Annotated in this window: 25 protein-coding genes; 15 read left to right on the top strand and 10 right to left on the bottom strand. The window is 44.7% G+C overall.

The annotated features are described in order from the left end of the window. Positions 1 to 53: 53 nt before the first annotated feature. The 5 genes from RJD38_RS15695 to RJD38_RS15675 all read left to right on the top strand — a co-directional run bounded on the left by RJD38_RS15695 (position 54) and on the right by RJD38_RS15675 (position 5,390). Positions 54 to 1,262 carry an IS4 family transposase gene (locus RJD38_RS15695; protein WP_032073033.1) on the top strand — a complete coding sequence of 403 codons (1,209 nt, stop codon included), beginning with the start codon at positions 54 to 56 and terminating at the stop codon, positions 1,260 to 1,262. Next, on the top strand, positions 1,243 to 2,445 hold the full coding sequence (locus RJD38_RS15690; RefSeq protein ID WP_367971658.1) for an alpha-amylase family glycosyl hydrolase: 1,203 nt from the start codon (positions 1,243 to 1,245) through the stop codon (positions 2,443 to 2,445). Before RJD38_RS15695 ends, RJD38_RS15690 begins: the two co-directional genes overlap by 20 nt. After that, positions 2,445 to 3,776, top strand: a complete 1,332-nt coding sequence (locus RJD38_RS15685; protein WP_005599891.1) for an MFS transporter — start codon at positions 2,445 to 2,447, stop codon at positions 3,774 to 3,776. Before RJD38_RS15690 ends, RJD38_RS15685 begins: the two co-directional genes overlap by 1 nt. Positions 3,777 to 4,112: 336 nt before the next feature. After that, on the top strand, positions 4,113 to 4,469 hold the full coding sequence (locus tag RJD38_RS15680; RefSeq protein WP_065546527.1) for a hypothetical protein: 357 nt from the start codon (positions 4,113 to 4,115) through the stop codon (positions 4,467 to 4,469). A 114-nt stretch (positions 4,470 to 4,583) separates the two neighbouring features. Next, positions 4,584 to 5,390, top strand: coding sequence for a Cof-type HAD-IIB family hydrolase (locus tag RJD38_RS15675; RefSeq protein ID WP_065546830.1), 807 nt, complete (start codon positions 4,584 to 4,586; stop codon positions 5,388 to 5,390). Between the two features lie 64 nt (positions 5,391 to 5,454). Here RJD38_RS15675 and RJD38_RS15670 read toward each other — a convergent pair whose 3' ends face one another. Together RJD38_RS15670 and RJD38_RS15665 are read right to left on the bottom strand one after the other, a co-directional pair. Next, a complete protein-coding gene (locus RJD38_RS15670) occupies positions 5,455 to 5,745 on the bottom strand; it encodes a putative quinol monooxygenase (protein ID WP_065546526.1) in 291 nt (96 codons plus the stop codon). A 199-nt stretch (positions 5,746 to 5,944) separates the two neighbouring features. Continuing rightward, a complete protein-coding gene (locus RJD38_RS15665) occupies positions 5,945 to 6,883 on the bottom strand; it encodes a helix-turn-helix domain-containing protein (protein ID WP_065546525.1) in 939 nt (312 codons plus the stop codon). A 148-nt stretch (positions 6,884 to 7,031) separates the two neighbouring features. On the opposite strand from RJD38_RS15665, the gene RJD38_RS15660 reads away from it, so the two are divergent. From RJD38_RS15660 to RJD38_RS15640, 5 genes are all read left to right on the top strand, one after another. Then, positions 7,032 to 7,427: a rhodanese-like domain-containing protein gene (locus RJD38_RS15660; RefSeq protein WP_065546524.1), complete on the top strand. Its 396-nt coding sequence runs from the start codon at positions 7,032 to 7,034 to the stop codon at positions 7,425 to 7,427. 171 nt (positions 7,428 to 7,598) lie between these two features. Then, positions 7,599 to 7,778, top strand: a complete 180-nt coding sequence (locus RJD38_RS15655) for a hypothetical protein (protein WP_005599902.1) — start codon at positions 7,599 to 7,601, stop codon at positions 7,776 to 7,778. A 60-nt stretch (positions 7,779 to 7,838) separates the two neighbouring features. Beyond that, complete coding sequence (locus RJD38_RS15650; RefSeq protein WP_005599903.1) at positions 7,839 to 9,047, top strand: MFS transporter; 1,209 nt, start codon at positions 7,839 to 7,841, stop codon at positions 9,045 to 9,047. A gap of 80 nt (positions 9,048 to 9,127) precedes the next feature. Further along, on the top strand, positions 9,128 to 9,862 hold the full coding sequence (locus RJD38_RS15645; protein ID WP_009385488.1) for a sulfite exporter TauE/SafE family protein: 735 nt from the start codon (positions 9,128 to 9,130) through the stop codon (positions 9,860 to 9,862). 147 nt (positions 9,863 to 10,009) lie between these two features. Further along, positions 10,010 to 10,441 carry a YccF domain-containing protein gene (locus RJD38_RS15640; RefSeq protein ID WP_005599907.1) on the top strand — a complete coding sequence of 144 codons (432 nt, stop codon included), beginning with the start codon at positions 10,010 to 10,012 and terminating at the stop codon, positions 10,439 to 10,441. 84 nt (positions 10,442 to 10,525) lie between these two features. Here RJD38_RS15640 and RJD38_RS15635 read toward each other — a convergent pair whose 3' ends face one another. The 3 genes from RJD38_RS15635 to glgX form a co-directional block, all read right to left on the bottom strand. Continuing rightward, positions 10,526 to 11,395: a glycerol kinase gene (locus RJD38_RS15635; protein ID WP_065546523.1), complete on the bottom strand. Its 870-nt coding sequence runs from the start codon at positions 11,393 to 11,395 to the stop codon at positions 10,526 to 10,528. Positions 11,396 to 11,526: 131 nt separating this feature from the next. After that, complete coding sequence (locus RJD38_RS15630; protein ID WP_065546829.1) at positions 11,527 to 13,224, bottom strand: sensor domain-containing diguanylate cyclase; 1,698 nt, start codon at positions 13,222 to 13,224, stop codon at positions 11,527 to 11,529. A 258-nt stretch (positions 13,225 to 13,482) separates the two neighbouring features. Further along, positions 13,483 to 15,441, bottom strand: coding sequence for a glycogen debranching protein GlgX (gene glgX / locus RJD38_RS15625; RefSeq protein ID WP_005599913.1), 1,959 nt, complete (start codon positions 15,439 to 15,441; stop codon positions 13,483 to 13,485). 469 nt (positions 15,442 to 15,910) lie between these two features. Between glgX and RJD38_RS15620 the strand changes: the two genes are divergently transcribed. Further along, positions 15,911 to 17,326, top strand: coding sequence for a serine hydrolase domain-containing protein (locus RJD38_RS15620; RefSeq protein ID WP_065546522.1), 1,416 nt, complete (start codon positions 15,911 to 15,913; stop codon positions 17,324 to 17,326). Between the two features lie 214 nt (positions 17,327 to 17,540). Continuing rightward, the gene (locus RJD38_RS15615; RefSeq protein WP_038219333.1) at positions 17,541 to 17,735 is read left to right on the top strand and encodes a hypothetical protein; all 195 of its coding nucleotides are present in this window, start codon (positions 17,541 to 17,543) and stop codon (positions 17,733 to 17,735) included. 109 nt (positions 17,736 to 17,844) lie between these two features. Here the strand turns inward: RJD38_RS15615 and RJD38_RS15610 are convergent, their stop codons facing one another. The 3 genes from RJD38_RS15610 to RJD38_RS15600 are packed head-to-tail and all read right to left on the bottom strand — an operon-like array spanning position 17,845 to position 21,222. Beyond that, a complete protein-coding gene (locus RJD38_RS15610) occupies positions 17,845 to 19,077 on the bottom strand; it encodes an ABC transporter substrate-binding protein (RefSeq protein ID WP_065546521.1) in 1,233 nt (410 codons plus the stop codon). A 2-nt stretch (positions 19,078 to 19,079) separates the two neighbouring features. After that, positions 19,080 to 20,525 carry an ATP-binding protein gene (locus RJD38_RS15605; protein ID WP_065546520.1) on the bottom strand — a complete coding sequence of 482 codons (1,446 nt, stop codon included), beginning with the start codon at positions 20,523 to 20,525 and terminating at the stop codon, positions 19,080 to 19,082. Beyond that, positions 20,515 to 21,222 (bottom strand): response regulator transcription factor, encoded by a 708-nt coding sequence (locus tag RJD38_RS15600; protein ID WP_009385477.1) that lies wholly within the window; start codon positions 21,220 to 21,222, stop codon positions 20,515 to 20,517. Before RJD38_RS15600 ends, RJD38_RS15605 begins: the two co-directional genes overlap by 11 nt. A gap of 281 nt (positions 21,223 to 21,503) precedes the next feature. On the opposite strand from RJD38_RS15600, the gene soxR reads away from it, so the two are divergent. Beyond that, complete coding sequence (soxR, locus tag RJD38_RS15595; protein WP_065546519.1) at positions 21,504 to 21,947, top strand: redox-sensitive transcriptional activator SoxR; 444 nt, start codon at positions 21,504 to 21,506, stop codon at positions 21,945 to 21,947. A 73-nt stretch (positions 21,948 to 22,020) separates the two neighbouring features. On the opposite strand, the gene RJD38_RS15590 is transcribed toward soxR, so the two are convergent. Next, the gene (locus RJD38_RS15590; protein ID WP_065546518.1) at positions 22,021 to 22,896 is read right to left on the bottom strand and encodes an AEC family transporter; all 876 of its coding nucleotides are present in this window, start codon (positions 22,894 to 22,896) and stop codon (positions 22,021 to 22,023) included. 177 nt (positions 22,897 to 23,073) lie between these two features. Here RJD38_RS15590 and RJD38_RS15585 point away from each other — a divergent pair, with 177 nt between their 5' ends. Further along, a complete protein-coding gene (locus RJD38_RS15585; protein WP_406853369.1) occupies positions 23,074 to 23,958 on the top strand; it encodes a patatin-like phospholipase family protein in 885 nt (294 codons plus the stop codon). Between the two features lie 15 nt (positions 23,959 to 23,973). On the opposite strand, the gene RJD38_RS15580 is transcribed toward RJD38_RS15585, so the two are convergent. Beyond that, positions 23,974 to 24,501: an AAA family ATPase gene (locus RJD38_RS15580; protein ID WP_065431437.1), complete on the bottom strand. Its 528-nt coding sequence runs from the start codon at positions 24,499 to 24,501 to the stop codon at positions 23,974 to 23,976. 314 nt (positions 24,502 to 24,815) lie between these two features. Here RJD38_RS15580 and RJD38_RS15575 point away from each other — a divergent pair, with 314 nt between their 5' ends. Then, positions 24,816 to 26,426, top strand: coding sequence for an ATP-binding cassette domain-containing protein (locus tag RJD38_RS15575; RefSeq protein ID WP_065546516.1), 1,611 nt, complete (start codon positions 24,816 to 24,818; stop codon positions 26,424 to 26,426). Positions 26,427 to 26,447 lie beyond the last annotated feature (21 nt).

Genomic DNA, 26,447 nt, shown 5'->3' with positions numbered 1-26,447 from the left:
ATCTTGTCATGTGATCAAATGGTTCTGAGAAAAATCAATAACCAGACAACAAGATGTGCGAACTCGATATTTTACACGACTCTCTTTACCAATTCTGCCCTGAATTGCACTTAAAACGACTCAACAGTTTAACGCTGGCTTGCCACGCATTACTTGAATGTAAAACGCTCACTCTTACCGAACTTGGTCGTAACCTGCCAACGAAAGCCAGAACAAAACATAACATCAAACGAATCGACAGATTGTTAGGTAATCGTCACTTGCACAAAGAGCGACTCGCTGTATACCGTTGGCATGCCAGCTTTATCTGTTCAGGTAATTCGATGCCCATTGTTCTTGTTGACTGGTCTGATATTCGTGAGCAAAAACGGCTTATGGTATTGCGGGCTTCGGTGGCACTACATGGTCGTTCTATTACTCTTTATGAGAAAGCCTTTCCGCTTTCAGAGCAATGTTCAAAGAAGGCTCATGACCAATTTCTAGCCGACCTTGCAAGCATTCTACCGAGTAACACTACACCGCTCATTGTCAGTGATGCTGGCTTTAAAGTGCCATGGTATAAATCCGTTGAAAAGCTAGGTTGGTACTGGTTAAGTCGAGTCAGAGGGAAAGTGCAATATGCAGATTTAGGTGCGGAAAACTGGCAACCTATCAGCAACTTACATAGCATATCCTCAAGTCGCTCAAAGACTTTAGGCTATAAGAGGTTGACTAAGAGCAACCCAATTTCATGTCAAATTGCACTGTATAAATCACGTCCTAAAGGCCGAAAAAATCAGCGTTCGACACGGACTAATTGTCATCATCCGTCACCTAAAATCTACTCCGCTTCGACAAAAGAACCATGGGTTTTAGCGACTAACTTGCCCGTTGAAATCCGAACACCAAAGCAACTTGTTAGGCTCTACTCGAAGCGTATGCAAATTGAAGAAACCTTCCGAGACTTGAAAAGCCCAGCCTACGGTTTAGGCCTCCGTCATAGCCGAACTAGCAGCTCAGAGCGCTTTGATATCATGCTGCTAATCGCCCTAATGCTTCAACTGACATTTTGGCTTGCTGGAGTTCATGGTCAGAAACAAGGTTGGGATAAGCACTTCCAAGCTAACACTGTCAAAAATCGAAATGTACTCTCAACAGTGCGCTTAGGGATGGAAGTTTTGCGGCATTCTGGCTACACAATAACGAGGGAAGACTTGCTCGCGGCTGCAACCCTGCTTGCTCAAAATCTATTCAAACATGGTTGTGCTTTGGGGAAATTATGAGGGGATCCCTCAGGGTTCAGCATGGGAATGGAGCGAAGAGCGTCAACAATACTATTTGCATATCTTTAGCAAAAAACAGCCGGATCTTAATTGGTCGAATAAGGCATTGCGTGATGATATTAATGCCATGATCAAGTGGTGGTTGGATAAGGGTGTTGATGGTTTCAGAGTTGACGCTATTTCCTTCTTAGAAAAACCACAGGATTTCGCTGCTCTCCCTGATCAAGATGTGTTTGCCACGTTGCCGTGTAATAACGAGAAGATTGGCCATGAATACATCCGTTCATTTATGGAGCAAATTCATCAAAGGGGCGCGTTTTCTGTAGGAGAGATCAACGCAGTCGATACCGCAGAAGTGCTTCGCTATACCTTACCTGAAAGGGGCGAGTTTCAAATGAGTATCGTCTTTGTGCCACCGGAAGTTGAGGTGTTTCACAGCGATTTGATTGGCTACTACAAGCAGCAAATCGAAAGACGAATTCAATTACAAGAACAGGGTGTTTGGGACGCGGTATTCCTTTCAAATCACGATAAGCCACGCCAAGTTTCCCTTTTTGGTGATGATGGTGAGTATTGGCAGCAATCAGCGAAAGCCCTTGCCGTATTAAACCTAACGCAATATGGCACGCCATTTTTATATCAAGGTGAAGAAATTGGCATGACCAATTGCTATTTCGACACTATCGAAAAATACAATGATATTGACACGGTTAACAAATATAACGAACTTATCGCGAAAGGACATACTAACTGCGAAGCGCTAGCAACAGTTAAGTTAGCCAGTCGAGATAATGCTCGAACACCAATGCAATGGACTAATGAACAATATGCTGGTTTTAGTCATGTTCAACCATGGTTAGATGTAAATAATAATAAAGGTGAAATAAACGTAGCAGAACAACAAGGCAATTCATCCTCAATATTGAATTTCTATCGCAACCTATTGGCATTAAGAAAAGAGTCAAGCTGTTTGAAGTTTGGTCAAACTACGTTATTACCTTCTCATGACAAGGTGATTATGTTTGAGCGAAGTAATGAAAGCGAAAAATTCATTGTGGTAATAAATTTGAGTAATGAGTCTCACGCAGTGAATTATGACTTTAGTCTTTTCGAAAATATATTAGGTCAAGATATTACAGATTCAATTGAACCATTTGGTTATTCAATTTATCGAGGTGTGTAATGGCAGTTTCACTTAAAGAAAAAGTGGGTTATGGGGTTGGTGATTTAGCGTGTAATATTATATTTCAAACCGTAATGGCCTATTTGATGTTCTACTATACCGATATCGTATTTATCGATGCTGCGACAGTCGGTGTGATATTTTTAGTTGCTCGTATTATCGATGCCGTATCAGATCCTGTTATGGGTATGATCGTCGATAGAACGAATACTAAATATGGTCGTTTCAAGCCTTACTTACTATTTGGTTCTGTTGTCTTAGGTATCTCGGCTTTTGCTTGTTTTACGATTCCTGCCGACATGACCATGAATGGTAAAATCGCTTATGCAGCGGTTACCTATATCATGCTTAGCTTGGCGTATACGTTGGTGAATATACCGTATTCAGCACTGACCTCTGCAATGTCGAATGATCCCGAAGAAAGAACTAAGATCACTGCAGTTCGCGTCATGTTCGCCGTGATTTCTGGGCTTGTTGTTGCTCAAATTGGCGGATTGGTTGAGTTCTTCGGTGAAGGTGACAAGTTGTTGGGCTACCGCTATGCAATCGGCTTCGCAGCCCTACTTTCTACGGTACTGCTTTGGGTTACATTTGCGACAACCAAAGAGCGTCATGTCGTGGTCAGTGAGAAAGCGAACCATACTGTGAAAGAAGGATTGGCGGCCATTGCTCAGAATAGACCTCTAATTGTGCTTTCTATTGTGTTCTTGCTGATTTTGACCGCTGGATTTATCTCGTTCTCGGTCAATATCTATTTCTTAGAGCATGCGATGCAGCGCCCTGATTTGATTGGTGCGTCGATTATGGTCGGTACCGTAACGACCTTCTTGGGGACGTTTATTGTTCCTCATACGACAAAACGCTTTGGCAAAAAGCCGACCGCAATGGCCGCTATCATGGTGTATGGATTCATTCACCTGTTGTTTGTGGCTAACTTTTACACCATTAACTCGGTGGAAGTCTACTTCGTGATCATCGCGATCAAAGGTATTGTCAACGCTTACACTTGGGCGATGGGTTGGGCAATGCTGCCAGACACAATTGAATACGGCGAATACAAAACCGGTATTCGTGCCGAGGGTTTGGTTTACTCAAGTTTTAGCTTCTGTCAAAAATTGGGTATGGCATTGTCAGGCATTGTCACTGGTTTAGTGTTGGGCTGGTTTGGTTATGCGCCAGAAGTAGGGATCACTCAAGAGGCCGTGACTGGCGTTGTGGTGCTTTTTGGCTACATTCCACTGGCATTCTGTATTGCTGCAGGCCTAATTTTAAAATTCTATAACTTGTCTGAAACAGAGCACATGCAGATGCGTGAAACGTTAAGTTGCTAGTGATTTAAACATGAATTGATGGCTTTGCGATTGTCGTCAGGCTTCAATTATGTACTCAACGTTTGATCTATAAGGCTAGGTTTTGTTCCTAGCCTTATTTTTTATCAGGTGTTTGTGTGCCGAGTTTTCTGACGGCTCGCCGATTCAGTCAGAGCCCCTTGCTGACCATGGTCTAATTTCTCTCCCATCAGCTCTCTTTTGATGTTCACGTTAAGCGTAATTATGTTGATTAACCCGGGCTATTTCGCAGAAACAACCGACAAGTTAGAGTTGTATCAATAATTTCCTTAACATTACGACGTTTTGTTTATCGTATGGATTGAAGGAGAGGGAGCGATGAGTAAAAGTGTGTCTGTAGTAACGCTGCTACTGTTGATTATCGGTTATTTTAGTTATCAGCATTGGGTGGTTAAACCACAGTATATCGAGCAGCGCGCCAAAGGAATGGTGTTGCAGATTGCGTATGGTGAGAATTGGTTCAATCCACTTAGTCATAGTGAAGATAATCCGGTTTATCACACGACATTAACCGTCAACAGCGCATTTGATGGTGTCGCGTATGCAGATGCGAGAATTGAATATGTTGATGATCAGAAGACCGTGTGTAAGCAGATCCGCTTTCAATTTTCAGTCGAGTCATTGAACGATTACCATTTGTTGTCACAAACCGATTGTGCAATGGGCGCTAGCTAAAAAGCGGATAAATTCAGAGGGGAACTTTGCCGTGTTTAGGGGTTTACAATTCTAGGTAGATATCGCAATCTCAATGCTTCGCTTTTACAAGAGTTTGCATCAATGTCTCCAGAATTGTCTTCACATAACATCAAATTTATTGCCTCTGATATGGATGGCACACTGCTTGATGAATCGTCTCAGCTCGATCCTCAGTTTTTTGATCTTTATCGCCAACTCACCGAGCAAGGTATCATCTTTGCCGCCGCGTCCGGTCGCCAATACGCGAGTTTGAAACAAACATTTTTACCCATTCAAGATGAGATGATATTCATCGCGGAAAATGGCACTTTTGTAATGCATAATGGGGTAGAGCTGTATAGTTGCCCATTAGATACCCGTACTGCGCGTGAAGTCGTGCTCGCGGCGCGTGAGATAAAAGGCGCTTATACGGTGTTGTGTGGAAAAAATTCTGCCTATATTGAAACCCAAGATCCGGCTGCGTTAGCAGAGTTGAGCAAGTACTACCATGCTTGTCAGTATGTGGAAGACTTGTTGGACGTTGACGATGAGTTTATTAAAGTCGCGATTTGTCATTTTGATAGTACTGAACAGTTTGTCTTCCCAGCGATGAATGCAAAATTTGGCGCAACCAACCAAGTGGTGGTCAGTGGCCGAATTTGGCTTGATATTATGCATGCTGAGGCTTCGAAAGGCGCAGCAATAGAACATCTGCAAAAGACGCTTGGTTTTACTTATGAACAAACCATGAGTTTTGGTGACTACTTCAACGACGTAGAGATGTTGAAGGCGAGTTACCACTCTTATGCCGTCGAAAATGCCCACCCAGAAGTGAAAAAACTAGCTCGTTTCCGAGCGCCGAGCAACATTGAAGCGGGTGTGATGCAAGTGCTCAAAAACACGGTGCTGAATCAGGCGTAGCCACGCTTTGTGATGTTGAAATCAATCCCTGCTTATTGGCAGGGATTGTTGTATTCGCAATAATCTAACCGATGTGGGTCATCTTGTTTAGCGTAAAGCTAACAATCGCATCTTGCGTCGCTTGGACGTATTGAGCGATATGTTCTGTGGCTAGGTGCGTTTGTAAATGTGCTTCTGACGTCCAGTTTTCGTAAAAGACAAAATGCGCAGGGTCTTGATTGTCCTGATGTAAATCGTAATTGATGCAGCCTGCTTCTTTGCGTGTCGGCTCAATCAATTTCAGTAATTCATTTTTTACTAATTCAATTTTATCTGCATGTGCGACGATATTGGCCACGATGGTTAATTTGGTCATCGACTACTCCTCAATTTATCTTTCTGCTCAAACTGTCAAAGCGATAACGGCTGGCCGACGCTCTGTTTTCGGTACTAAGCATAATCTTTGATGGGCCAATAGAAAACGTGCCTTCGCTTAAACCAGTTTCAAATAAAATTTGATAATCAGCCGGTGTTCCACTTGATGGTTCTCCTTGGGCCTGAGTGTCGGTGATCGTTTATGCTGAGCGATTGAACTGGGCGCGATATTGCTTGGGAGAGATGCCCACCACGCGGCGAAAATGATGGCGCATGCTCTCGGCATTATTGAAGCCCGATTGCACGGCAAGTTGTTCAATACTGCCGTTATCACTCTCCAGTAGCCCTTTGGCTAACTCAGTGCGCTGTATGATTAGCCACTCTTGCGGCGTCAAATCCATACTGGCGCGAAATTTTCGATCAAAGGTCCTGCGTGACATATTGGCTTTTTCTGCCATCAAATCAATGCTGATGAACTGGTCCAGATTGGTTCTCGCCCACTGTAGTGACTCTGAAAACTGGTTGGGCACTTGTAGCATTGGCGTATCGACAAATTGCGCTTGGCCACCATTTCGATGAGCTGAGACCACTAAACGTTTTGCTACTTGGTTGGCAATGGTATAGCCAAAGTCTTGTCTAACCACCGCAAGACCGAGATCTAACCCTGCCGCGCTGCCCGCTGAGCAGCCATATTGACCATCAAACACATACAGTACATTACTGGCGTAGTTAACTCGTGGAAATCGTTCACGAAATCGCGCTTCAAACGCCCAGTGCGTGGTCGCTTGTTTACCATCAAGAAGACCCAGTTCACCGAGTAAAAATGCCCCAGAACAAAATGAAATGATGCGTTTATTTTGCTGCGCAAACCGCAGTACTTCGGTTTTTGTTTTTGGATCAATGTCAGCGGTGTGGGTTGGCCAACTGGGAATCACTAACATATCGTAATCAGTAAGATCAGTCACATGCTTGGTTTTCATCACGATATCACCTGTCGTCGTGATGGCTTGGTCAATGAGATTGATGACCTCTGCCTCATACCAATGTTCAAATTCAGGTCGAGATAGCGCAAACATCTCAACCGCGCAACCCAGTTCGAAGAAGGAGATGTCGGGGTGTGAAAGTATCGCCACGCGCATGATTGTCGTCCTTAACATGTCATTAACTTGGCTTGATATTAACGAACCTTGACTTGAAAGCCAATGGTGATGATGTGTTCAAAGAGGAATAATGGTGGCAGGTAATTAAGCTAAACGATAATCGATAGACGAGACACAAGGAGAAGTTATGTCGAGTGCCGTATCAAGGGTTCCTGCCGCACAGAGCGAGAGAGCATTGCGTCATTTTAGTGCTCAATTAGAGTTCGAAACCGATTGTTGGGATGTGCATCATGCGCTCACCAATCAAAGACAAGACTTTATTTTGGTCGATGTACGGGGTAATGAATTATTCGCTCAAGGGCATATTGCTGGCGCGGTGAATATTCCTCATAGCCGTTTAAATGAGAAAGCACTTATTGAGTACCCTCTAGATTGCCTGTTCGTAGTCTATTGTGCTGGGCCGCACTGCAACGGTACGGAGAAAGCCGCGATTCGCTTAGCTAAGCTTGGGCGTCCGGTGAAGAAAATGATTGGTGGTGTGACGGGATGGCTCGATGAAGGGTTCGACTTAATAGGCTCATAATAAAGCCATTCTGCTGATAACTTGCATTGGTTGGTGGTTTTATATGCACTCTAGGTTTTAATTTTTAATAGTCTATGCAAATCATGCATAGACTAGCTGACGAAATATCATTAGTAACTTAGTGCCTTGGCCACTAAACTCCGCGCTCATTTTTTACCTCATGGACTTTGTATGTTCTCACAATCGCTGAAAGCTCAGTTAACCAGAATGGTGCTGTTGCTGGGTTTGACGCTCGTTGCAGTTCATCATAGCGAGCCGTTACTTGAGTTGCTTGCTCAGCAAGCCGTAGACATGGGATGCCATCAACAAAGTGGCACTCCTGAGTCAGATGCCCATTCGCATCACCATTAATTTACTGGCCAAATCGCGTACTGATGGCCAGATCATTTCGATAAGTTATTAAGACATATTATGAGTATTTTCCGCTTTCCATTATTGGTTTGGCTAGGGATCGGCATTTTGATCACTAGCCTTGGTATTCGTCAGTCATTTGGCATTTTTATGATGCCCATTTCTGAACACTTTCAAACGGGGCGAGAGTTTTTTAGTTTTGCTATCGCTTTGCAAAACTTACTGTTTGGTGCTTTTCAGCCATTTATTGGTATGGCAGCAGACAAATTTGGTTCAAAACGCATTATCTTTTTAGGTGCACTTTCTTATGCGTTGGGTCTTTATTTAACTTCAATTACCTCTGAAGCGAGCATGTTATATGTTTCTTTGGGAGCGTTAGTTGGCCTTGGTCTAAGCTGCACCAGTTATGTGATTGTTTTGGGGGCGGTGGCTAAAGTGGTACCCGCTGAACATGCGGCAAAAGCGTTTGGTTTAACCACTGCGGCGGGTTCATTTGGTATGTTTGCGGTCATACCTGGTGCCCAATGGTTACTGATGGATTTTGGCTGGCAGCAAGCGATGCAGGTGTTCGCGGTGCTATGTACTGTGATCATGGCGTTGAGCTTATTTATGAAAACAGCACAAAGTAATAATGTGGCGAACAATCAAAATGGCCAGGATGATCTTACGCTGAGTCAGGCAATCAAAGAAGCATTTCATCACCGTGGTTACTGGTTGATTCATGCGGGTTTCTTTGTGTGTGGTTTTCACGTGATGTTTATCGCCACTCATTTACCAAGTTACTTAGCCGATAAACACTTGCCAGCATCAAGTGCGGCAATGGCTTTGGCTTACGTCGGTATTTTCAATATCTTTGGTTCGTACTTCTGGGGTGTGATGGGTGATCGCTTTAATAAGCGCTATGTGATGTCTGCGCTGTATTTGATGCGAACTGTGGTGATCGCGGGTTTTGTTACTTTGCCGATCACAGAAAACACGGCGGCTATTTTTGGTGCCGCGATTGGTTTTTGTTGGTTAGGCACAGTGCCGCTGACCTCAGGGCTGGTGCGTCAGATCTTCGGTGCTCGTTATCTATCAACCCTGTATGGTTTGGTGTTCTTTACTCACCAAGTCGGTAGCTTCCTTGGTGCATGGGCGGGTGGCCGTATTTATGATTACTACGGTAGCTATGAGCCAATTTGGTGGTCGACAGTCGTATTAGCCTTCATCGCGGCACTACTTCATATTCCCATTAATGACAAGCCAGTCACGCGATTAGCAACGGCATAATCATTAAGCGTAATATTACCGATATTTTAGAGAGCTGGGTTATACTCAGCTCTCTTTCTATCTATCGTTTGTGGTTACCCATGTTCTCAGAATGGCTTACCTCTGAGGCCCTGATTGCGGCATTTTTGATCTTTGTTGGCTCATTTGTGCAAACCTCGATTGGCTTTGGTTTGGCTATCGTCGCATCACCGCTGTTATTTTTGGTTTCTCCTGACTATGTACCAGCGCCGATCTGCTTGGTGGCATTGTTCATCTCATTGTTAAATGCCTTGAAATACCGCTCAAGTATTGAAATTGGTGGCCTAAAAATGGCGCTGATTGGTCGCGTTCCTGGATCGATTGCTGGTGGTGCTTTACTCGTGATGGTTTCTGGTAATGCGCTGGCCTTATGGTTGGGTATCTTGGTGCTGTTCGCTGTATTAGTCAGCCTATTGCCTGTGCGAATTGAACCGACCCCAACACGTATGGGGATTGCCGGTTTTTTCTCAGGCTTTTTTGGTACCAGTAGCGCGATTGGCGGTCCACCAATGGCACTGTTGCTGCAACATCAAGAAGCGAATCAGTTGCGTGGTAATCTATCGGCGTTCTTTGTTTTCAGCTCGATTATTTCATTGTGTGTGCAAATACCGGTTGGCTTTTTAAATACGCATCATCTTTGGATCACTATTCCGTTGTTGCCTGCGGCTTATTTGGGCTATCGCTTAGCGCGAGCGACAACGGGCTCGCTACCAAAGGAAAAAATTCGAATTGGCGCGTTGGTGCTATGCTCCCTCAGTGGGGCAACGGCGGTGTGGCAAGGGATAATGGCGTTATAATTCATATTAGGTTCATGTAATTTATGAATACTAGTAGTGTCTGTTTGGTTGATCATCTTGGCGATAGACCATAAGCTACTGGGCATTAGATGAATCCCGTTCACTCTCTATGTTTTGTATTATCATTTTTTAAAAGAGGGTAAAAATATGCGAACACTCGGTAACATCATTTGGTTTTTATTCGGTGGTGTCTTTATGGGTCTAATGTGGTGGATGTTCGGTCTGCTTGCGTTCATCAGCATTATCGGTATTCCATGGGGTAGAGCCTGCTTTGTGATGGGGAACTTTTCATTTTTCCCATTCGGCAAAGAGGCGATCTCTCGTGATGAGTTAACCAATGAAATGGATATTGGTACCAGCCCGTTGGGTGTTGTTGGTAACGTGATTTGGTTCCTATTGGCTGGCGTGTGGTTGGCGATTGGTCATATTCTCTCAGCCGTCGCATGTTTTGTGACCATTATCGGTATTCCATTTGCTTTACAGCATTTGAAACTGGCGGTGATTTCACTCGCGCCGATTGGTAAAACCGTGGTATCGAAAGAAGAAGCGGCTGCAGCTCGTTACTCAATTCGTCGCTGAGTCTATTGTGACATTATTGATAGACAAGATCCGTAACAAACAGAACGCCGCTGAATAGCGGCGTTTTTATAGCTAAAAGTCTGCTTAGTAAGCTCTAATACCAAACGCACGTAACTGGTTGGGTAACACCTCATCGAGTCTATCGATCTCATCGACACAAACTTCAATTAAAGCGAACTGGTGCTGTTGGTAGAGCGTTTTGATTGTCTGTTTACTCACCTCGTCAGTCGGCCCTTGATCATCGCCCCAATATTGCAGATACACCTTCCCTGTCGGGAGATAAAAATCACACAACTGTTCTTGTTCAATCGGTAATGGGCGATCATAAGCGTGAACAATGCCATTCATATAGAGCCAGTTATCAATGATTAACTCACCGCGAGAGCGAACATAATGGCCATCTAAGGTGCGATGTTTGGCGGCAAATTTTTGCTGGAAATTAGAAAATGACTTATCGGTCGCATTGGCTTGCGCATCTTGGCCTAAAAATTCTATTACCGTCTGTTTTAAGCGCTGATTGTGTACGATGGTATCGTGCCACAGGGCATAGTGTTGCTCGCTTTGGCTATCAACACGTTGCTGACCGCCGTGCGTTAAGCCGGATGCGGTGACATGCCACCCACTGTCTGTTTTATTGATCCAACCCAACTCACTGAGTAGTTGATTAATTTTTTTAGCATTGAGTTGAAAGCGTTCACCGATCTGCGTTGCGGTGAGCTGTTTTCCATCCGTCAGTGCATCGTCGATCAACAGGTTCTCGGGCCAAATAATGTATTGACCAAACTTGGGGTGTTGGAGGTATTCTCCGCCGAATCTACGGCCCAGTTCGGTCAGCACCCAATTCTCTTCACTGCGATTAATATAACCGGCGTGTTTTAGGTCATGGAACAGTTGTTTAACATCAATATTGCGCTGTTTGGCCAGCTGAGAAGTGGATATTTTAGGTTGGGTCACGCATGGCTCCTTTGCGCTACGAGTTAGGTCTATTTTGGCAGCAATAGCGGTGATAATCTATGTTTGTGTCGCACTCTTAGGCCAAACTCACGTGATAAAAAAGGAGGCGAAGCCTCCTTAGTCAGTTCACACTAGAATGTGTTTAATACCACCTGATTTCGACCAAGCCCTTTGGCTTGAGAAATCGCCTTGTCGGCATTACCGACGGTGATATGTTGGCTGTCACGAACCCGAGTGACACCCATACTGATGGTGTAATGGATGTTCTCACCGTTATAGCAATAGGCGTGCTTTTCGATCAACAGCCTAAATAAATCACATTGGTCATAGGCGTCATTTTCATCATTGGCATGGAACAAGACGCAGAATTCATCCCCCCCATAACGCGCATGACTAATTGCTTTCGGCTTGGCAAAGCAGGTTTGCATCAATTCTGCAGTGGCGAGGATGATTTTGTCGCCACATTTGTGCCCGTGATTGTCGTTGATCAACTTGAAGCGGTCGATATCAATCAAAGCAAAAAAGACATGCTGGTTATCGATGTTGTGGTCAATCGCTTCACGCATGATGTGCTTGTTATCCAACTGCGTCATGACATCTTTACTAAGCAATTTCTTGTGCAGTAATAAGTTCGCTAAAGCCACTTCTGAGTAATCACAGATCATACGTACGATAGTGCGATACGTTGGCATCATTGCTTGTATGTATACCACCGCGATCAATTCATCTTTGCTAAACAGAGGTAAGCGATAGTGACGGGCTTGAATCATCAGTTTTTTGGCTAACGGATCAGTATGCGCTTTGCTTTGGTAGTCGATGACGCCCGGAGAAAAGTGTTGTGCCAGTGGGTTATCACACATGACCACACGGCTGTTACCGTGAAAGTCGACAGTACTAAATTGGTTGCTATCGCGATCATATAGACAAAATTGCACGCCTTGATGAGAGACGAAACGATCAAGAATATGGCGGAATTGCTGCTTGAATTGGACTAAATCTGTTTGGCGGTTAAGTGTTGACAAAGACTGATTAAGCTGGCGAATCAAATAGGCAATCGAACCTGAGATTAACAGTAACGAAGCGATAAAGATGGCCGTCAAACCAAACTGGTAAGAAGAGGCAAGAATATCAGATCGATCTGTTCCGGAGATGAAGACCCAGTTAAAGGCATTGTCGGTATCGAATACGGTGATTTTAAATTGGTCACGATAATAGTATTCGTAATGGCCAAATTGTTGCCCGGAATCAATCAAGGCGCTAATGCCGCCATGATAGCTCACAGAAGGGGAGCCAATACGGCTTGGATCCGGGTGAAAGATTAAGCGTTCAGTATGACGATCAATCACAAACACATAGCCATCGTTGAGCGTTCGTAAACCTCTTAGACTTTGAGTGGTATGCATAAGATCGAACTCAAGCCAGATTTGATTGTCACTATCCGGAGTGTATTTAACTGCAAATACCCAATAGCCGGGCTTTTTCTCATAAAGAGAAGAAACCGCTAATTTGGCGGACAATTTGACCAATGGTGTCCAAATAATGTCTGTGTTGCGCTCAGCATCGGTCGATTGCAGTGACACCGAACGATATTGGCCAGTTTCTTGGTTTACATGGATCACATCGGCATACAAAGGAGAGTGCTTGAGAATGCGTTTTGCCGTGTTGTTGAATTGCGTCAGAGATGTCGTGTTATCTAACAGGAACAGCTTGCTGGAGGCGGCTTCGATTTGAGTAGCAACTAAGCTAGAGGCGGTATTAAGGTTAGCAAGTGACTGCATATCAGCATCTTGTTCGGATGTTTTGAACTGCTGATAAGCCAAGTAAATCATACCGAGTGATAATAGTATAACGTACGGCCTGAGCGTGTGGATAACTAACTTAGGTAAAGCCATAACTGATTTTTGCCAACATGTTTAAAATTATTGTGATTTGTGTCGTATAATAAACGGATTTTGTATGCACATCAATGCACTTTTGACAACAACTCGTCGCTTTTATTAAGTAGAATTCGGGGGCGCGTCACTTTGCGCCCCTGTTGATGTGAAGATAAACAGTGTGTACAGAACTTTCTGATTGGTTCCGGAATTCTAACTAGGTGAGAAATGAAAAATTGCGATTGAAACCGGTTCAAGTAGGATTTGCTTACCATCAATCGTTTGATGCAAATCTAACCCACCAGTATTACAGATCATATTCCACTGCTGCTGATCTTCACTCGGCAAGCTGAACCGCGCCGGTGCGTTGGTTTGGTTGATGCAATAAAATAGTTCATCGCCATGTTCGTCGATTCCAAGGTGTAAGGCGACTGCTGTGAGCTGATTCCAATCATCATGGGAGAGATCTTTACCATCGAGACGGCGCCAAAAAATCCGATTGTGATTACGACTCTCGCCACTGAATGCGCGAATAAAGGGCAGCATGTAGCATTGTCGTGCTGCAACCATCTCTGCTAACCATTGTTTAAAGTCCTGCTGATGCTGATCTAATTGCCAATTTAGCCAACTGATTTCGTTGTCTTGGCAATACGCGTTGTTATTGCCTTTTTGTGTATGTGACAACACATCAGCGGTTAAAATGTGTGGAATACCAAATGAGAACAGCAGTGTGGCCATAAAATTGCGTTTTTGTTTTTCACGCAGACTGGTCACAGATTGACGATCTGATGGCCCCTCAATGCCATAGTTTGCCGAACGGTTGTCACCGTGTCCGTCACGGTTTTGCTCTCCGTTAGCTTCGTTATGTTTAGACTTATAGGAGACCAGATCTTGCAGGCAGAAGCCGTCATGGTAAGTAATGTAATTGACCGTGAGGCGATAAGGCCAGTTGGCGGCGCTATAGAGATCTCGTGATCCCATTAAGCGTGTCGCGAGCTCTTTTAGATAGCCATTGTCACCGCGCCAAAAGCTCCGGCTAATATCGCGTAAGCGATCATTACATTCATTCCAACCTTGCGGGAAATTACCGACTTGATAACCATTTGGTCCGATATCCCAAGGCTCTGCAATGAGTTTGGTTTGCTTGAGGACGGGATCTTGCGCAACAGCCTTGAAAAAACCGCTGTTTGGATTGAATTGATCACCTTCACGACCAAGAGTGGCTGCGAGATCGAAACGGAAACCATCAATATGGAATTCGTTAACCCAGTAACGAAGGGTATCCATAATTAAGTTAAGTGATGGTTGATACGCTAAGTTGACGGTGTTACCACAACCAGTGTAGTTGGCAAAATGGTGGCCATGAGTTAGGTAGTGATGCTTGTCGAGTGCTCTGAGGTTAAACGCTGGTCCATCGCTGCCCCCTTCTGCTGTGTGGTTGTAGACTACATCTAGAATGACTTCAATACCATGACGGTGCAGTTCTCGAATGGTGGTTTTGAGCTCAAAGACCGCATCGTATTCTGCGTAACGTGGATCAGGAACCATGAAGAGATAAGGATTGTATCCCCAATAGTTCACCTTGCGCATTGAGAGTAGGTGAGGTTCATGCATACAGGCTGTGATCGGCATTAGTTGAATCGTGTTGATGTTTTGTTCACGGTAGAAGGTCAACATCGCTTCACTGATCAAGCCAAGATAGCGACCTTGCTGGCTAGTTGAAACGTTAGGGTTGCACTTAGTGACGCCCTTTACGTGAGTTTCAAACAACACCATTTCATCGCGAGGTCGGTTGGGTTTGATTACGTCTTGCCAGTCAAATTTATCATTAGTCACGACACATTTAGCCAGCTTAAAACTTTTTTCAGCGTTAAACGGTAAGGTGTAACTCAGTTCACGCTCTAGAGCTTTGGCATAGGGATCAGCGAGGTAATGTAATTGGCCGTTGATTGTTGTGATGTATCCGTATTTTTGACCTGCTTGAATATCGGTAATGTAAGTGTGTTTCACGCCCGCATATTCATGCTCTAATGGATGAGTAGTATAACTGCCAGAATCGTCAAACAACGCCAGTTGAATGTCAGGGCAGTCCGGCGAATGAATCGCAAAGTTACACCCTTGTTGAGTTAGAGTGGCACCGAGCGGATATGGGCTTGAATTAGTCACTGTCATTGATTTTATTATGTGTCTTCTGTAAGTGGATTTATCACTTGGTTAAGTACTTAAAATACCATCCAATTTTAGAGCAGAGATGCTCGCTTGAATTAGCATACTGTTATCTCTTTTTCTAAATAGTGAACTATATTGCATTTTGTATTACAGAATGTTGTCTAACTTTGACTGTTTTTTATCGTCAAATGTGATCGATCTCCAGCCTCTAAGCTCTTAGAACCAATATTAACGCTCTTGTTTCCCAATCGGTTGCTAGAAACAATAAGTGGTTTGTGGAGATATGCCTCCACAATGGCTACAAATAGTGTGTTTATTGTTCGCGGTTGTCTAAATTAGACTCACTATTTTCTTGCTGCGAAATAGAAGGAAAGATAGTTGCAGTATTGACCGCATATTGATTAGGGGTATCTACGTCGAGGTAATGTTTTTAATACAATGGAGCAAATATCCAGTGAACGGGAAGACTAGGATGTCTCGCACTTTTTTCGCAGTATTGGTTGTTATTGTGACGAGCTTAATTGGCGGTTGCTTTGATCAGCAGGAGCAGGGAATTAAATACCATGGGGTCTACACAACCGATCAAGTCAATTTACCTCTGATACAAATTTATCACCAAAATGGGCAAGATTATCTGCGCTCAGCTTGGGGTGTCCTCGCTATTGATGTAAGCACTCAAGGAGCGATAAAAATCCACGACAGTCGAGTCTCAATCTCGGGGCAGTTTACCCATGCTCAGCAGGGAGAATATCAACAAGCGCAATTTTCTGAAAATGGCCAAAGCTATCAAGCGAAACGCCATCACGCCTTGCCTCAACATCAACTATTGGACAAATTGTATGACTCACCAGAGTGGTTTACATCGGTAGGTCAGCATCAAAGCTGTCAATTTTCGTCCTGGAGTGAAAATCCTGACGCAAAGTTTGATCGAGATTTGATTGATGAACTAACGCAACTTGGCGAAAAGGAGTCTGGGCCTTTTGCTAAAACGAATAGCTTTTTGATCGCTAAAAATGGCGAGATTGTCTATGAAAAGTATCTGAATGGCTGGCAATCTGCTTACCCGCATAGTGTTCAATCCATTACCAAAAGCTTAACGGCGATGATGGTTGGCGTCGCACAGCAACAAGGAAAATTGGGTGATACTCAACAAAAACTAAGCGAACTGATGCCGCAATATGAATCGCTGCTGCAAGGTGAAAAAGCCAGTTTAACCTTACATGATTTTCTCTCAATGGGCGCTGGGCTTGAGTGGGATGAATGGGGTACGCCTTATTCTGAACCCGGCAATATTCGTTATCAAGAAATGATTGAGAATGACCCAGCTCGCTTTGTACTCAGTCGTTCAATGGTCGATAAGCCAGGGGCACGATTTAACTACAATGGTGGTTTGGTGACGATTGTTGGTCAACTTTTGGCGGAGCAAACCCAGCATGACAATTTTGCGGAGTTCATGAAGAGCAGTCCTTTGCAAAGTTTGTGTTTAGAACATGCCTATATTAGTAAGCAAGCGGGAAACCACTCTAATACCGCTGGTGGGGCATTTTTGCGTTCGCGAGATATGCTCAAATTAGGGCTGTTACTCGATAATCAAGGAAAGTGGCAAGGTAACCAGATTATCTCACCGAGTTGGATAAACCAGATGACTACGCCTTATCTTGCGACGCCAATCTATAGCTCTGGCTATGGTTATTATTGGTGGATTGACCATATCTTTAGTGGTGGTAAAACCTATCAAGTTAATTATGCGCTTGGTTATGGTGGGCAAATGATTGCGGTTGTTGATGATCTCAATTTGGTGATTGTGCGCACAGCGAGTAATTTTGAATTGCTGTTACCTCATACAAGACTCATGAAAGAGTTTATTCTTCCTGCGTTTGGCCACTAGTGCTTATCGCTTGAGTCATACTTCTGGCATAAATGTTGTGAACTCACAAATGCTAACATTTATTTTACATTAATATTGGTTTCATAAGTGATTGAATTTTAGTTTTTTTATTCTTATTTTTTGACGGTGAGAAGGAATGAATTTCGCCCCTTACTTTGACAGTTTGCCGCAACTCTCTACGCTTAATAAAAACGTCAAAGAAAAGGAGAGCGAAATGGCGACATTCAAACAGGACATTCCTAATCGTGTCACTATCTACCATGATGACCTTGAGCAGGAAAAAGCAGTAAAAAATGCATTAGCACCAGAGAAACCGCGTTATTTCAATGGTTCACCGACCTATCAGGCGGAGAGCGTTGAATCGTTTAAGCAGAAATTAGCCGATGTGGGAATGTCTTTGGATCGCTAGATAATAGCGGACGAATGAATCGGTAACAGGCGACCAGTAACGGGTCGCCTGTTCTTTTTTGCGGAGTATGAATAACGTAAACATTAGCCGGATGACGGCGACCAAGTAACTAGGTGCTTTGTGCGATGGCGATAATACGGCGCAACACGGCTTCTTCGGTGACATTCGGGTTTCGATAGTAGTTGAAGATTTCTGAATTGATGGCTTGTTGGGCAATGGGATTGACCGCCATTGAGTCACTCATGCTAGGTATCGCCAGTCCGTTCTTGCTGGCTTGGATAAAGTCTTGGGCGGATTGTCTCTGGCAGGGATTGAAAGCAGAAAGGTCGATATCGGTTCGCACCGGAACTGATCCTTTAATTTGATTGAATCGTGCTTGAAACGTTTTGTCTGCCAGCGCATTGGCCACTTCAACGGCTTGTTGCTGACTAAAGTCTGGCGCGTCCATAAAGATAAAACTGTCCATGTTATATAAAAAAGCACTGTGTGATTGAGGTGCTGGATAGCAACCTATTTGCTGTGGAACTTTTACATCAGAAGCCAGCAGATCACCTAAGATCCAGTCGCCGCCTAATTGAAATAGCGCTTTATTGTCGATTAAGGATTGTGTTGCGGTATCCCAGTTTTGATTGGGCTGTAGCGGTTCAACAAAGCTAGCAATTTTGCGTAATTGGCGTAGCGCTAAGCGCATTTGCTCACTATCAATGTGATCGCGTTTAAGCTCAACTAAAGCTTTATGGTAAAAGTCGACTCCCCCAGAGGCGATCACTAAGCTTTCAAAGAGTGACGCGATTTGCCAACTTTGTTCACCAACGGCTAAGGGGAGTAAATTGGCTTGCTGGGCTTTTTCCATCGCCTGAAACATTTCTGGCCAAGTGGTCGGTACTTGCAGTTCAAGTTGGTCGAGTAAGCGATGGTTGACCCACATCCAATTTAGTCGATGTAGGGTGATTGGTAGCGCAACATAACCGTTAGCCGATTTATTGATACTGATGGTCAGCGGATGTAGGTTTTCATCCCATTGATGCTTGAGCGCGGTTTCGTTGATGGTATGCACAATCCCCACATCGTCCCATGCTTTGATACTTGGTCCTTCGATCTGTGCAACATCGGGTGTGTTACCTGCCAATGCACGAGCCTGTAATACCGTCATAGCACTGTCGCCGCCGCCACCCAGAATCGCTGAGTGCCGCAATTGGATATCATGGTGTTGTAACTGATTTTCGAGAGCTTCTAACGCTTTGATTTCGCCTTTTGAAGTCCACCAATGGAGAAACTCTACCTCAGCAAAACTGTTGGCGGAAAAGCTGGTGATGATCATAGTGAGTAGTGTTTTCTTCATGCTTAATCTCTTGGAAATGCGAGCGTCGCGCATAGGCCGCCACGTTCTGTCACACTGAGTGATAAATGACCGCCATGCGCTTTGGCTATGCTTTGCGAAATAGTGAGGCCAAGACCATTACCCTCTTTATCGGTGTGACCACGAAAATAGGGTTGAAAGAGTTTCTCGAGTTGATTGGCTTCGAGATATTGACTGTCTAACGAGGTGCCATGATCTTCGATCATTATGGTGATGGCATCGGCCGTTTCCGCAAGCGTAATTTCCGCCTTATGACCGTATTTGACGGCGTTATCAATCAAGTTTTGCATACAGCGCTTAATTGCTAAAGGCTTGCCTGCATAAGCTTGCACTGGTCCGCCATGGATGAAAATTCGTTCGCCATTGGGATCGATGATAGCCGCGATATGCATCACTAATTGGCGTAAATCGATCGGCTCAATATCCTCGTGGATGTCGGTTTCTTTAATGCATTGCAATGCGCCTTTAACCATCAAATCGAGATCGTTGGCTATGCGTGAAAAGCGTTCCCGTTCAATCTCATCATCAAGCATCTCGGCTCTAAGTTTTAGACAAGCAATGGGGGTTTTTAAATCGTGAGATATAGCGCCAAACAACATCTCACGATCTTTCATATGGCTGTCGATGCGACGATTCATTTTATTAAACGCATGCACTGCCGCTTTGAGCTCTGCGCTGCCTTCCTCTTTTAATTCGGGTACTTTCAAGCGGCTTGACATGAGTGTTGCGGCCTTGGCTAAACGACGGATGGGCCGGATTTCGCGCTGCACGACCACCCAAGTACAGATCAGCAACACCAACGCCGAAAGCAGCAGGGTAAACCACTCACGAATTTCGAAATAGTTGGTCTCTAAGTTGATATAAGGCGCAGGTAGTACCGCGGCTAAATAGAACCACGCGTGTTGATCGACTTTGACTTGAATCACTAAAATCGGTGGGTTGAGATCGCCATAAGAGAGTGAGTAATGCCCCCATAGCAAGGGCAACTCATCTATGGGCAGCTCTTTGTTAAATACTTTCAGTTTGTCGCGGCGAGTAAACTCGACCTGAATTGTCGGGGCATTGTGCAGTTCTTGGCGCAATACCGACTCCACTTCGTTGATCACCATGGTTTTGCGTTTGCTATCAGGCAGGGGAGCGACAGGTATTTGGTGGTTGTTGAGTGAAACAAAAAAGCGTGTACCACCCATGCTTCGCAGTTGGTTAAGGACCAGATGGCGATATTCCGGTGGCAATGTTTGGAAAAAAGAGATGGTTGAAGCAGCACTGAGCGCTAAGCTGTTGACCGTCGTCGTTAGCCCTTGCTGATCCTTTTCGCTGCTGTGTTGATACCAAATTAATCCGGCTAAAAACTGAGCTAAAATAATGACGCATAGCAAAAATAAGCTGGTGCGCATTGCCAAGGAGTTGCTCCACGCTTTAACTTTCATACTGTACGCCAGCTGTAAGCATGTAACCCTTGTTACGTACGGTCAGAATCAGTGAACGATCTTTGTCATCAAGGTGATGACGTAAGCGGCTAATTTGCACGTCGATACCCCGCTCAAATGGATCGCTGTCTCGCCCCCAGATTTCACGGGCAATGTCATCGCGTGACAGAATCGATTCGGCATGGGAGATAAACAACCCGAGTAACGAAAGGTCGGCGCCGCTAAGTTGCTTGATGGTTTGTGTTGGCAAGTGAGTCAACTGGCGAGTGACCGTATCGAGTAACCAATTTTCGAAACGTACTCGACGTGCTAACTTGGCGCTTTGGCTGGTGATGCTGCGACGGAGAATCGTTTTTATCCGGGCTAGCAGTTCACGAGGGCTAAAGGATTTGGTTATGTAATCATCCGCGCCCATTTCAAGCCCAGCGACGCGATCGGCTTCTTCAGTTACAGCGGTGAGCATAATAATCGGTACGTTCGAGGTTCGGCGAAGTTGTTGGCATAAGCAAAAACCATCATCACCGGGCATCATGATGTCAAGAATGATGAGATCAGGTTGATGCGTTTCTAGCACTCGCCACATGGCTTGGCCATTTTCAGCACCGATAACATCAAAGCCGGCTTTCCCAAGGTAATCGCTTAATGCTTCGCGTAGATCACGATTGTCATCGACGACTAAGATTTGTTTGCCGCTCATTCACTTTCTCATCTCTTTGAATAGAGCCACTATGATGCCATTACAGGTGATTATCTCAATTGAAGCGAGTTAATTTATTGCTATTTAAGAAGTTATTTTTGTAAGTGAACTCTTACATTCGCGGAGGTTGCGAGGGAAGTTAAGATATTTTGGCGAAAATTGTGGGCTTGAATCCTGATTTTGCGAACTCGTCGCTCACTCAGCAGGCTGGTCCTCGAACCTCAAGTTAACTTAAGTTAAGCTTTAGTGAGATAAACAGTAAACATTTGGTGGTAGCAAGTATGACGATGTCAGTAGGGCAAGTGGCAGAACGGGCAGGCGTTGCGGTGTCGGCGTTGCATTTTTATGAGCAGAAAGGGTTGATTAGCAGCTGGCGAAATTCGGGTAATCAGCGCCGCTATGAGCGCAGCGTGATTCGTCGTGTCGCGGTAATTAAAGCGGCGCAACAAGTGGGGATGTCTTTGGAAGAAATCGGCCAAGCGTTTGCGATTTTACCTAAACACAAAGCGCCAACTAAAGCACAGTGGGAAGCGATGGCAACACAATGGCACGCCGATCTTGAGCATCGTATTTTGCAGTTGAAAGCATTGCAACGCGATCTTAATGGGTGTATTGGCTGTGGTTGTTTATCCCTTGATAGCTGCAATCTACGTAATCCAGAAGATAGTCGTGCAACTGATCATAGTGGCGAGTCATTACTAACTAATCCAGAAGACCAGTTTTAATCACGGTATCTAGATATAGCGCGACAGCCTAATATCTAATCTCGCTGTAGACTCGCGGTTCTATAATGCGGGGCTATAGTGACAGAGCAAAAGTGAGCAAAATTGGCAAGGTTAATACGCTGAAAAAGTTGCCATATAGCACCATAGAAGCCACTTCTGACGGTGATATTTGAAAGCGTTCAGCAAAGAGAAAATTCATTACGGCGGGCGGCAGCATGGCAAATAACACCATCATTTGTAATTGCATCGTTGGCAGTGGAATCAACCAATAAATGATTGCAAAAGCGATCGCGCCAGTGGCCAGTGACTGGATGCTACATATCAGACCTATTTTCAATCCGCTTAAACGCATATTACACATCTGTGCACCCAGAGATAATAACATCACTGGCACGGCTGCTTGACCGAGGAGCTTAGTGGCTTCATACAAGGGCATCCAAATCGAAATGCCACAAAGGTTAAGAACAAGTGCGCTTGCTGCTGCAAGAAAGACGGGCATCTTGATCACTTGCTTAAATGGATTACCCCCACTGAGTACCGCTAAACCGATACTGACATGCGTGCAGGCGGACACAACAAATAACAGTACTGCTGAGGCGAGCGCCGATTCACCAAATGTGTAAGTAAAAAGGGGAATGGCTAAGTTACCGCTATTACGAAACATATGCGGAGGAGCCCATGCCTTAAAATCTAACTTCATGATCTTACAAATCGGGATCATCACCAATCCGGGAATGAGTACGGCGATTAATGCCGCACTAAGCAGTGGGATCTGCTCAGTATCTAAGGGCATCGCGACCAGAGAGGAAAAGACCAGAGCTGGAGTAAAGGCATCCATATTAATGCGGTTAATTGCAGCAAAATCGGGACGAATCCAACGCCCAACAGAGTAGCCAGTCAAAACTAACGCGAAGACAGGAAAGAGGATCCCGACAACTTGTTGAAACATTCCATTGTGCCAAAAGGTGATGAAGAATTAGACAATATCAGGCTTGTTGATGGGAGTCATTATTACCATGATGATTAATTGTGATAACCAATCGTGAATGGCCGAGGAAAATTCTGTTATTGTCTGTCATTATCGCAGTAGACATGTATTCAAATGTTCTCGGAAGGGCATCGCAGTATGAGTAAGGACGAATTGAAAGGGCATATTGAGCTGGTGGGAGAAAGAGCACTAATTGTAGAAGGTGGCGCGATGCGAGGTATATTCTCATGCGGCATTTTAGATCATTTTATGGCGCAAGAGTTTTCTCCTTTTGATAGTTTTTGGGGCGTATCAGCCGGTACCAGTAATTTAGCGGCGTATTTAGCGCAGATGCCGGGAAGAAATCATAAAATTTACCTTGATTACAGCCTTCGCCGCGAGTTCTTTAATCTTCCTCAGTTTCTACGCGGTGGAGACATGATGGATCTCGATTGGATGTGGGCGATAACCCTAAAAGAGCTCGGTATCGATACCGCCGTCCTACAAGCGGATAATCGCCCTTTTTTCATGGTCGTAACACGGCAAGATACCGGCCAGGTAGAGTATTTGACTCCTCATGTAGACAGCTTGGTTGAAACGATGAAAGCCTCAAGTGCTTTGCCGATTTTATATCGCCACGGGGTTGAACTGGAGGGGAGGCGCTACGTTGATGGCGGAGTTGCGGATGCCATTCCAGTTGCAGAAGCCATTCGTCGTGGAGCCAAGCAGATTATGGTGCTACGTAGTCGCCCGGAAAGCTACCGTAAAACTAAAGACCGATTTTCGCTGTTGATTAAACGCATGCTGCGTCAAACTCCAGCATTGGTTGAACCGATGTTGACTCGTTATCAGCGTTACAATCAAGCATTGGAACTGATTGCCAATCCACCGCAAGGCGTGGAGATTATTTCAATTTGTCCACCAGAAGAGTTCAAGTTGCAACGTTTGAGTCGAGAAACCGCCTCTTTAGAGCATGGCTACCAACTTGGAATAGAAGCAGGTAAAGAGGCGATGAAACGTTGGGGTGGGATTGCCTCGGTATAAATACCCTTAATGCGGTTACTGAGTGAGTTTAAGTTGATGAAAAAGCGCAGCAGAAGAGGCTTCAATCGATTGACCTGCGGTATCGATGCGGAGCACGTAGCTGGATTCTGCCGTGTTGCTCCATGACTCGTAATGACGCTCAACCACTTGTTGCCATGTGGGTAAAATGAGATTGGCGATTGGATTGAGGCGCGTTTCAATACGCTGTTGATGCTCTTCACGATGAGAGCAGGCGATTTCAATATTGATATAGTCTGCGCCAGCCCGATTCGCGACCGACTGCCACTCATCTCGAGTCAGTTGGATGGGATTACAACAGTCGGCAATAACGTTTAAACCTAGTTTTAGGTTATCGCTGGCAATACGGTAGCTCAGTCGATAACCCTCTCCCTCTACTTTCAATTGACACAAATCTCGCAGCGCTTGCTCAACGGTATCAATTCGTAAATAAATCGCGCCAGTCTGCTTGGCTAAAGCTTGGGCTAAGGTGGATTTACCACTGCCAGGTAGGCCAGAAAAAATATATAAAGTTGGCGTCGTCATGGTCGTTGTGTTTGGCTCTCATCACATTTAAGCGATTATTATCACGAATAGGTTGTCCAAAATATCATGTATGGATAAAATCTCGCCATCATTTCTGTAGGAGTTTACGCCACGATGGATTGCTAATACCTGTCATCCAAATCATCAGCCTATTTAGGCTCAATATATTCTTGGACTACAGGGTTAGTGGGCGTAGCTTCGTCTTTACCTTTTGAACTCTTTTGCTTGGTTCGACATCGCCTTTAGGCGGTGTGTTCGCGATGGCTTGGAGTTGCACCGCTGCGTCTATTTGCCCTCCAATATTAGGAGGCGATATGCCACATACATCTATTCACTCAAATGGTGAAAATCTAATTCAAGCAAATAACGTTGGTTATCAATTTTCTGATGGCGGCATTCTTTTCTCATCAATCAGTTGCTCTCTCAGTAATCGGCGAACGGGATTAGTCGGCCGTAATGGCTGCGGAAAATCCTTGCTGGCTGAATTATTGACTGGTCAGCGACAGCCAACGTCGGGGGCGGTCACGATTAATACCACGCTTAGTTACTATTCACAGTTGACGTCACAGTGGCTCGAATCCGATCAAACCATCGCTCAAATGCTGAAGGTGGATAAGGTGTTAGCCGCACTTGATCGTATAGAGCAGGGGGATTGTGCAGTACATTTGTTTGACGACGTTGCTGAGCGCTGGGATTTGAAACAGCAACTTGAAGAATTGCTTGGGCAATTGGGTTTACCGTTAGATTTTGATCTGGCGCTTCGTCATCTTTCAGGGGGACAACTGGCACGGTTACAGTTGTGGCAACTGTTTGAGAGTGATTCTGAATTACTGGTGCTAGATGAACCTTCTAACCATCTTGATTATCAGGCGAAGCAGTGGTTAGTGGAAAAAATGCGCTCGTGGCAAGGTGCGATCTTGTTGATCAGTCACGATCGTATTTTGTTGCGTGAAATGTCGACTATTTGGGCGTTAAACGGCGGGGAACTTCGGCAATATGGTGGTCATTACGATGATTATTTAATCCAGAAAACGGCCCACCAGCAGGCATTGGATCGTCAAATGAATGTGGTTAAAACGCAGTTACGGCGAACCAAGCTTGAGCAGCAAAAAAGTCAAGAAAAAGCGGATAAACGAGCCGCCCAAGGCAATAAAGTTCGCAAACAAGGTGGACAGCCTAAAATACTGCTCAATGCGATGAGAAATAGTGCGCAAGCCAGTGCGGCGAGTCGTGCTACCAGTCAGCGAGGGCAAAGTGATCGTTTGAATCAAAGGCTAGATGCGTTGCAAGCTCAGCAACAAGAACAGCAGGTGATCAAAATGCGATTAAAAGCGCCACTATTAACAGCTAAACCGCTGCTTAATATCATCAATTTTACCGTTCCATTTAGCCAATGTTATCCGCTTAATGCGCAGTTAAGCAGTGGTGATAAGGTCTGGTTAATGGGTCACAATGGTTGTGGAAAGTCGACATTGTTACAGCTTATCAATCGGCAGAGTACGCCCGAGTTGCGCTGTAACTGTGCGGTGTTCTATTTAGACCAACACTTTTCACTATTGCTGCCTGAGCATTCACTGCTCGAGAACCTTGTTCACTATTGCTCTCATCTCAATCAAAGTGAAGCAAGAACGTTATTAGCGGGCATTGGTTTTAGGCGTGATGAGGTTCATCGCTTGAGTGGAAGCCTGAGTGGTGGCGAGAAGATGAAGCTCGCAATGACCATTGTCGGGCACCAAGCAGATTCACCATTGTTATTATTAGATGAACCAGACAATCATCTTGACCTACACTCTAAGCGGGTGCTTAGTCAGGCGTTAAAGAACTATCCAGCGGCGTTGATCTTGGTTAGCCATGATCAGGAGTTTGTTGGTGAAATCGGGATAAACCGAACGGTAATGTTTCATTCTTTAGTTAATAATAAATAAAAACTGGGTCGTTCATTCTAA

This window comes from Vibrio scophthalmi, from assembly GCF_040869025.1.
GTDB classification, from domain to species: Bacteria; Pseudomonadota; Gammaproteobacteria; order Enterobacterales; family Vibrionaceae; genus Vibrio; species Vibrio scophthalmi.
This window is presented reverse-complemented; position numbering and strand designations above follow the sequence as displayed.

Coding starts and splice junctions, on each gene's coding strand:
- RJD38_RS15695 (WP_032073033.1), top strand. CDS start 54: ATGTGCGAACTCGATATTTTACACGACTCTCTTTACCAATTCTGCCCT.
- RJD38_RS15685 (WP_005599891.1), top strand. CDS start 2,445: ATGGCAGTTTCACTTAAAGAAAAAGTGGGTTATGGGGTTGGTGATTTA.
- RJD38_RS15680 (WP_065546527.1), top strand. CDS start 4,113: ATGAGTAAAAGTGTGTCTGTAGTAACGCTGCTACTGTTGATTATCGGT.
- RJD38_RS15670 (WP_065546526.1), bottom strand. CDS start 5,745: ATGACCAAATTAACCATCGTGGCCAATATCGTCGCACATGCAGATAAA.
- RJD38_RS15665 (WP_065546525.1), bottom strand. CDS start 6,883: ATGCGCGTGGCGATACTTTCACACCCCGACATCTCCTTCTTCGAACTG.
- RJD38_RS15660 (WP_065546524.1), top strand. CDS start 7,032: ATGTCGAGTGCCGTATCAAGGGTTCCTGCCGCACAGAGCGAGAGAGCA.
- RJD38_RS15655 (WP_005599902.1), top strand. CDS start 7,599: ATGTTCTCACAATCGCTGAAAGCTCAGTTAACCAGAATGGTGCTGTTG.
- RJD38_RS15650 (WP_005599903.1), top strand. CDS start 7,839: ATGAGTATTTTCCGCTTTCCATTATTGGTTTGGCTAGGGATCGGCATT.
- RJD38_RS15645 (WP_009385488.1), top strand. CDS start 9,128: ATGTTCTCAGAATGGCTTACCTCTGAGGCCCTGATTGCGGCATTTTTG.
- RJD38_RS15640 (WP_005599907.1), top strand. CDS start 10,010: ATGCGAACACTCGGTAACATCATTTGGTTTTTATTCGGTGGTGTCTTT.
- RJD38_RS15630 (WP_065546829.1), bottom strand. CDS start 13,224: ATGATTTACTTGGCTTATCAGCAGTTCAAAACATCCGAACAAGATGCT.
- glgX (WP_005599913.1), bottom strand. CDS start 15,441: ATGACAGTGACTAATTCAAGCCCATATCCGCTCGGTGCCACTCTAACT.
- RJD38_RS15620 (WP_065546522.1), top strand. CDS start 15,911: ATGTCTCGCACTTTTTTCGCAGTATTGGTTGTTATTGTGACGAGCTTA.
- RJD38_RS15615 (WP_038219333.1), top strand. CDS start 17,541: ATGGCGACATTCAAACAGGACATTCCTAATCGTGTCACTATCTACCAT.
- RJD38_RS15610 (WP_065546521.1), bottom strand. CDS start 19,077: ATGAAGAAAACACTACTCACTATGATCATCACCAGCTTTTCCGCCAAC.
- RJD38_RS15605 (WP_065546520.1), bottom strand. CDS start 20,525: ATGAAAGTTAAAGCGTGGAGCAACTCCTTGGCAATGCGCACCAGCTTA.
- RJD38_RS15600 (WP_009385477.1), bottom strand. CDS start 21,222: ATGAGCGGCAAACAAATCTTAGTCGTCGATGACAATCGTGATCTACGC.
- soxR (WP_065546519.1), top strand. CDS start 21,504: ATGACGATGTCAGTAGGGCAAGTGGCAGAACGGGCAGGCGTTGCGGTG.
- RJD38_RS15590 (WP_065546518.1), bottom strand. CDS start 22,896: ATGTTTCAACAAGTTGTCGGGATCCTCTTTCCTGTCTTCGCGTTAGTT.
- RJD38_RS15585 (WP_406853369.1), top strand. CDS start 23,074: ATGAGTAAGGACGAATTGAAAGGGCATATTGAGCTGGTGGGAGAAAGA.
- RJD38_RS15580 (WP_065431437.1), bottom strand. CDS start 24,501: ATGACGACGCCAACTTTATATATTTTTTCTGGCCTACCTGGCAGTGGT.
- RJD38_RS15575 (WP_065546516.1), top strand. CDS start 24,816: ATGCCACATACATCTATTCACTCAAATGGTGAAAATCTAATTCAAGCA.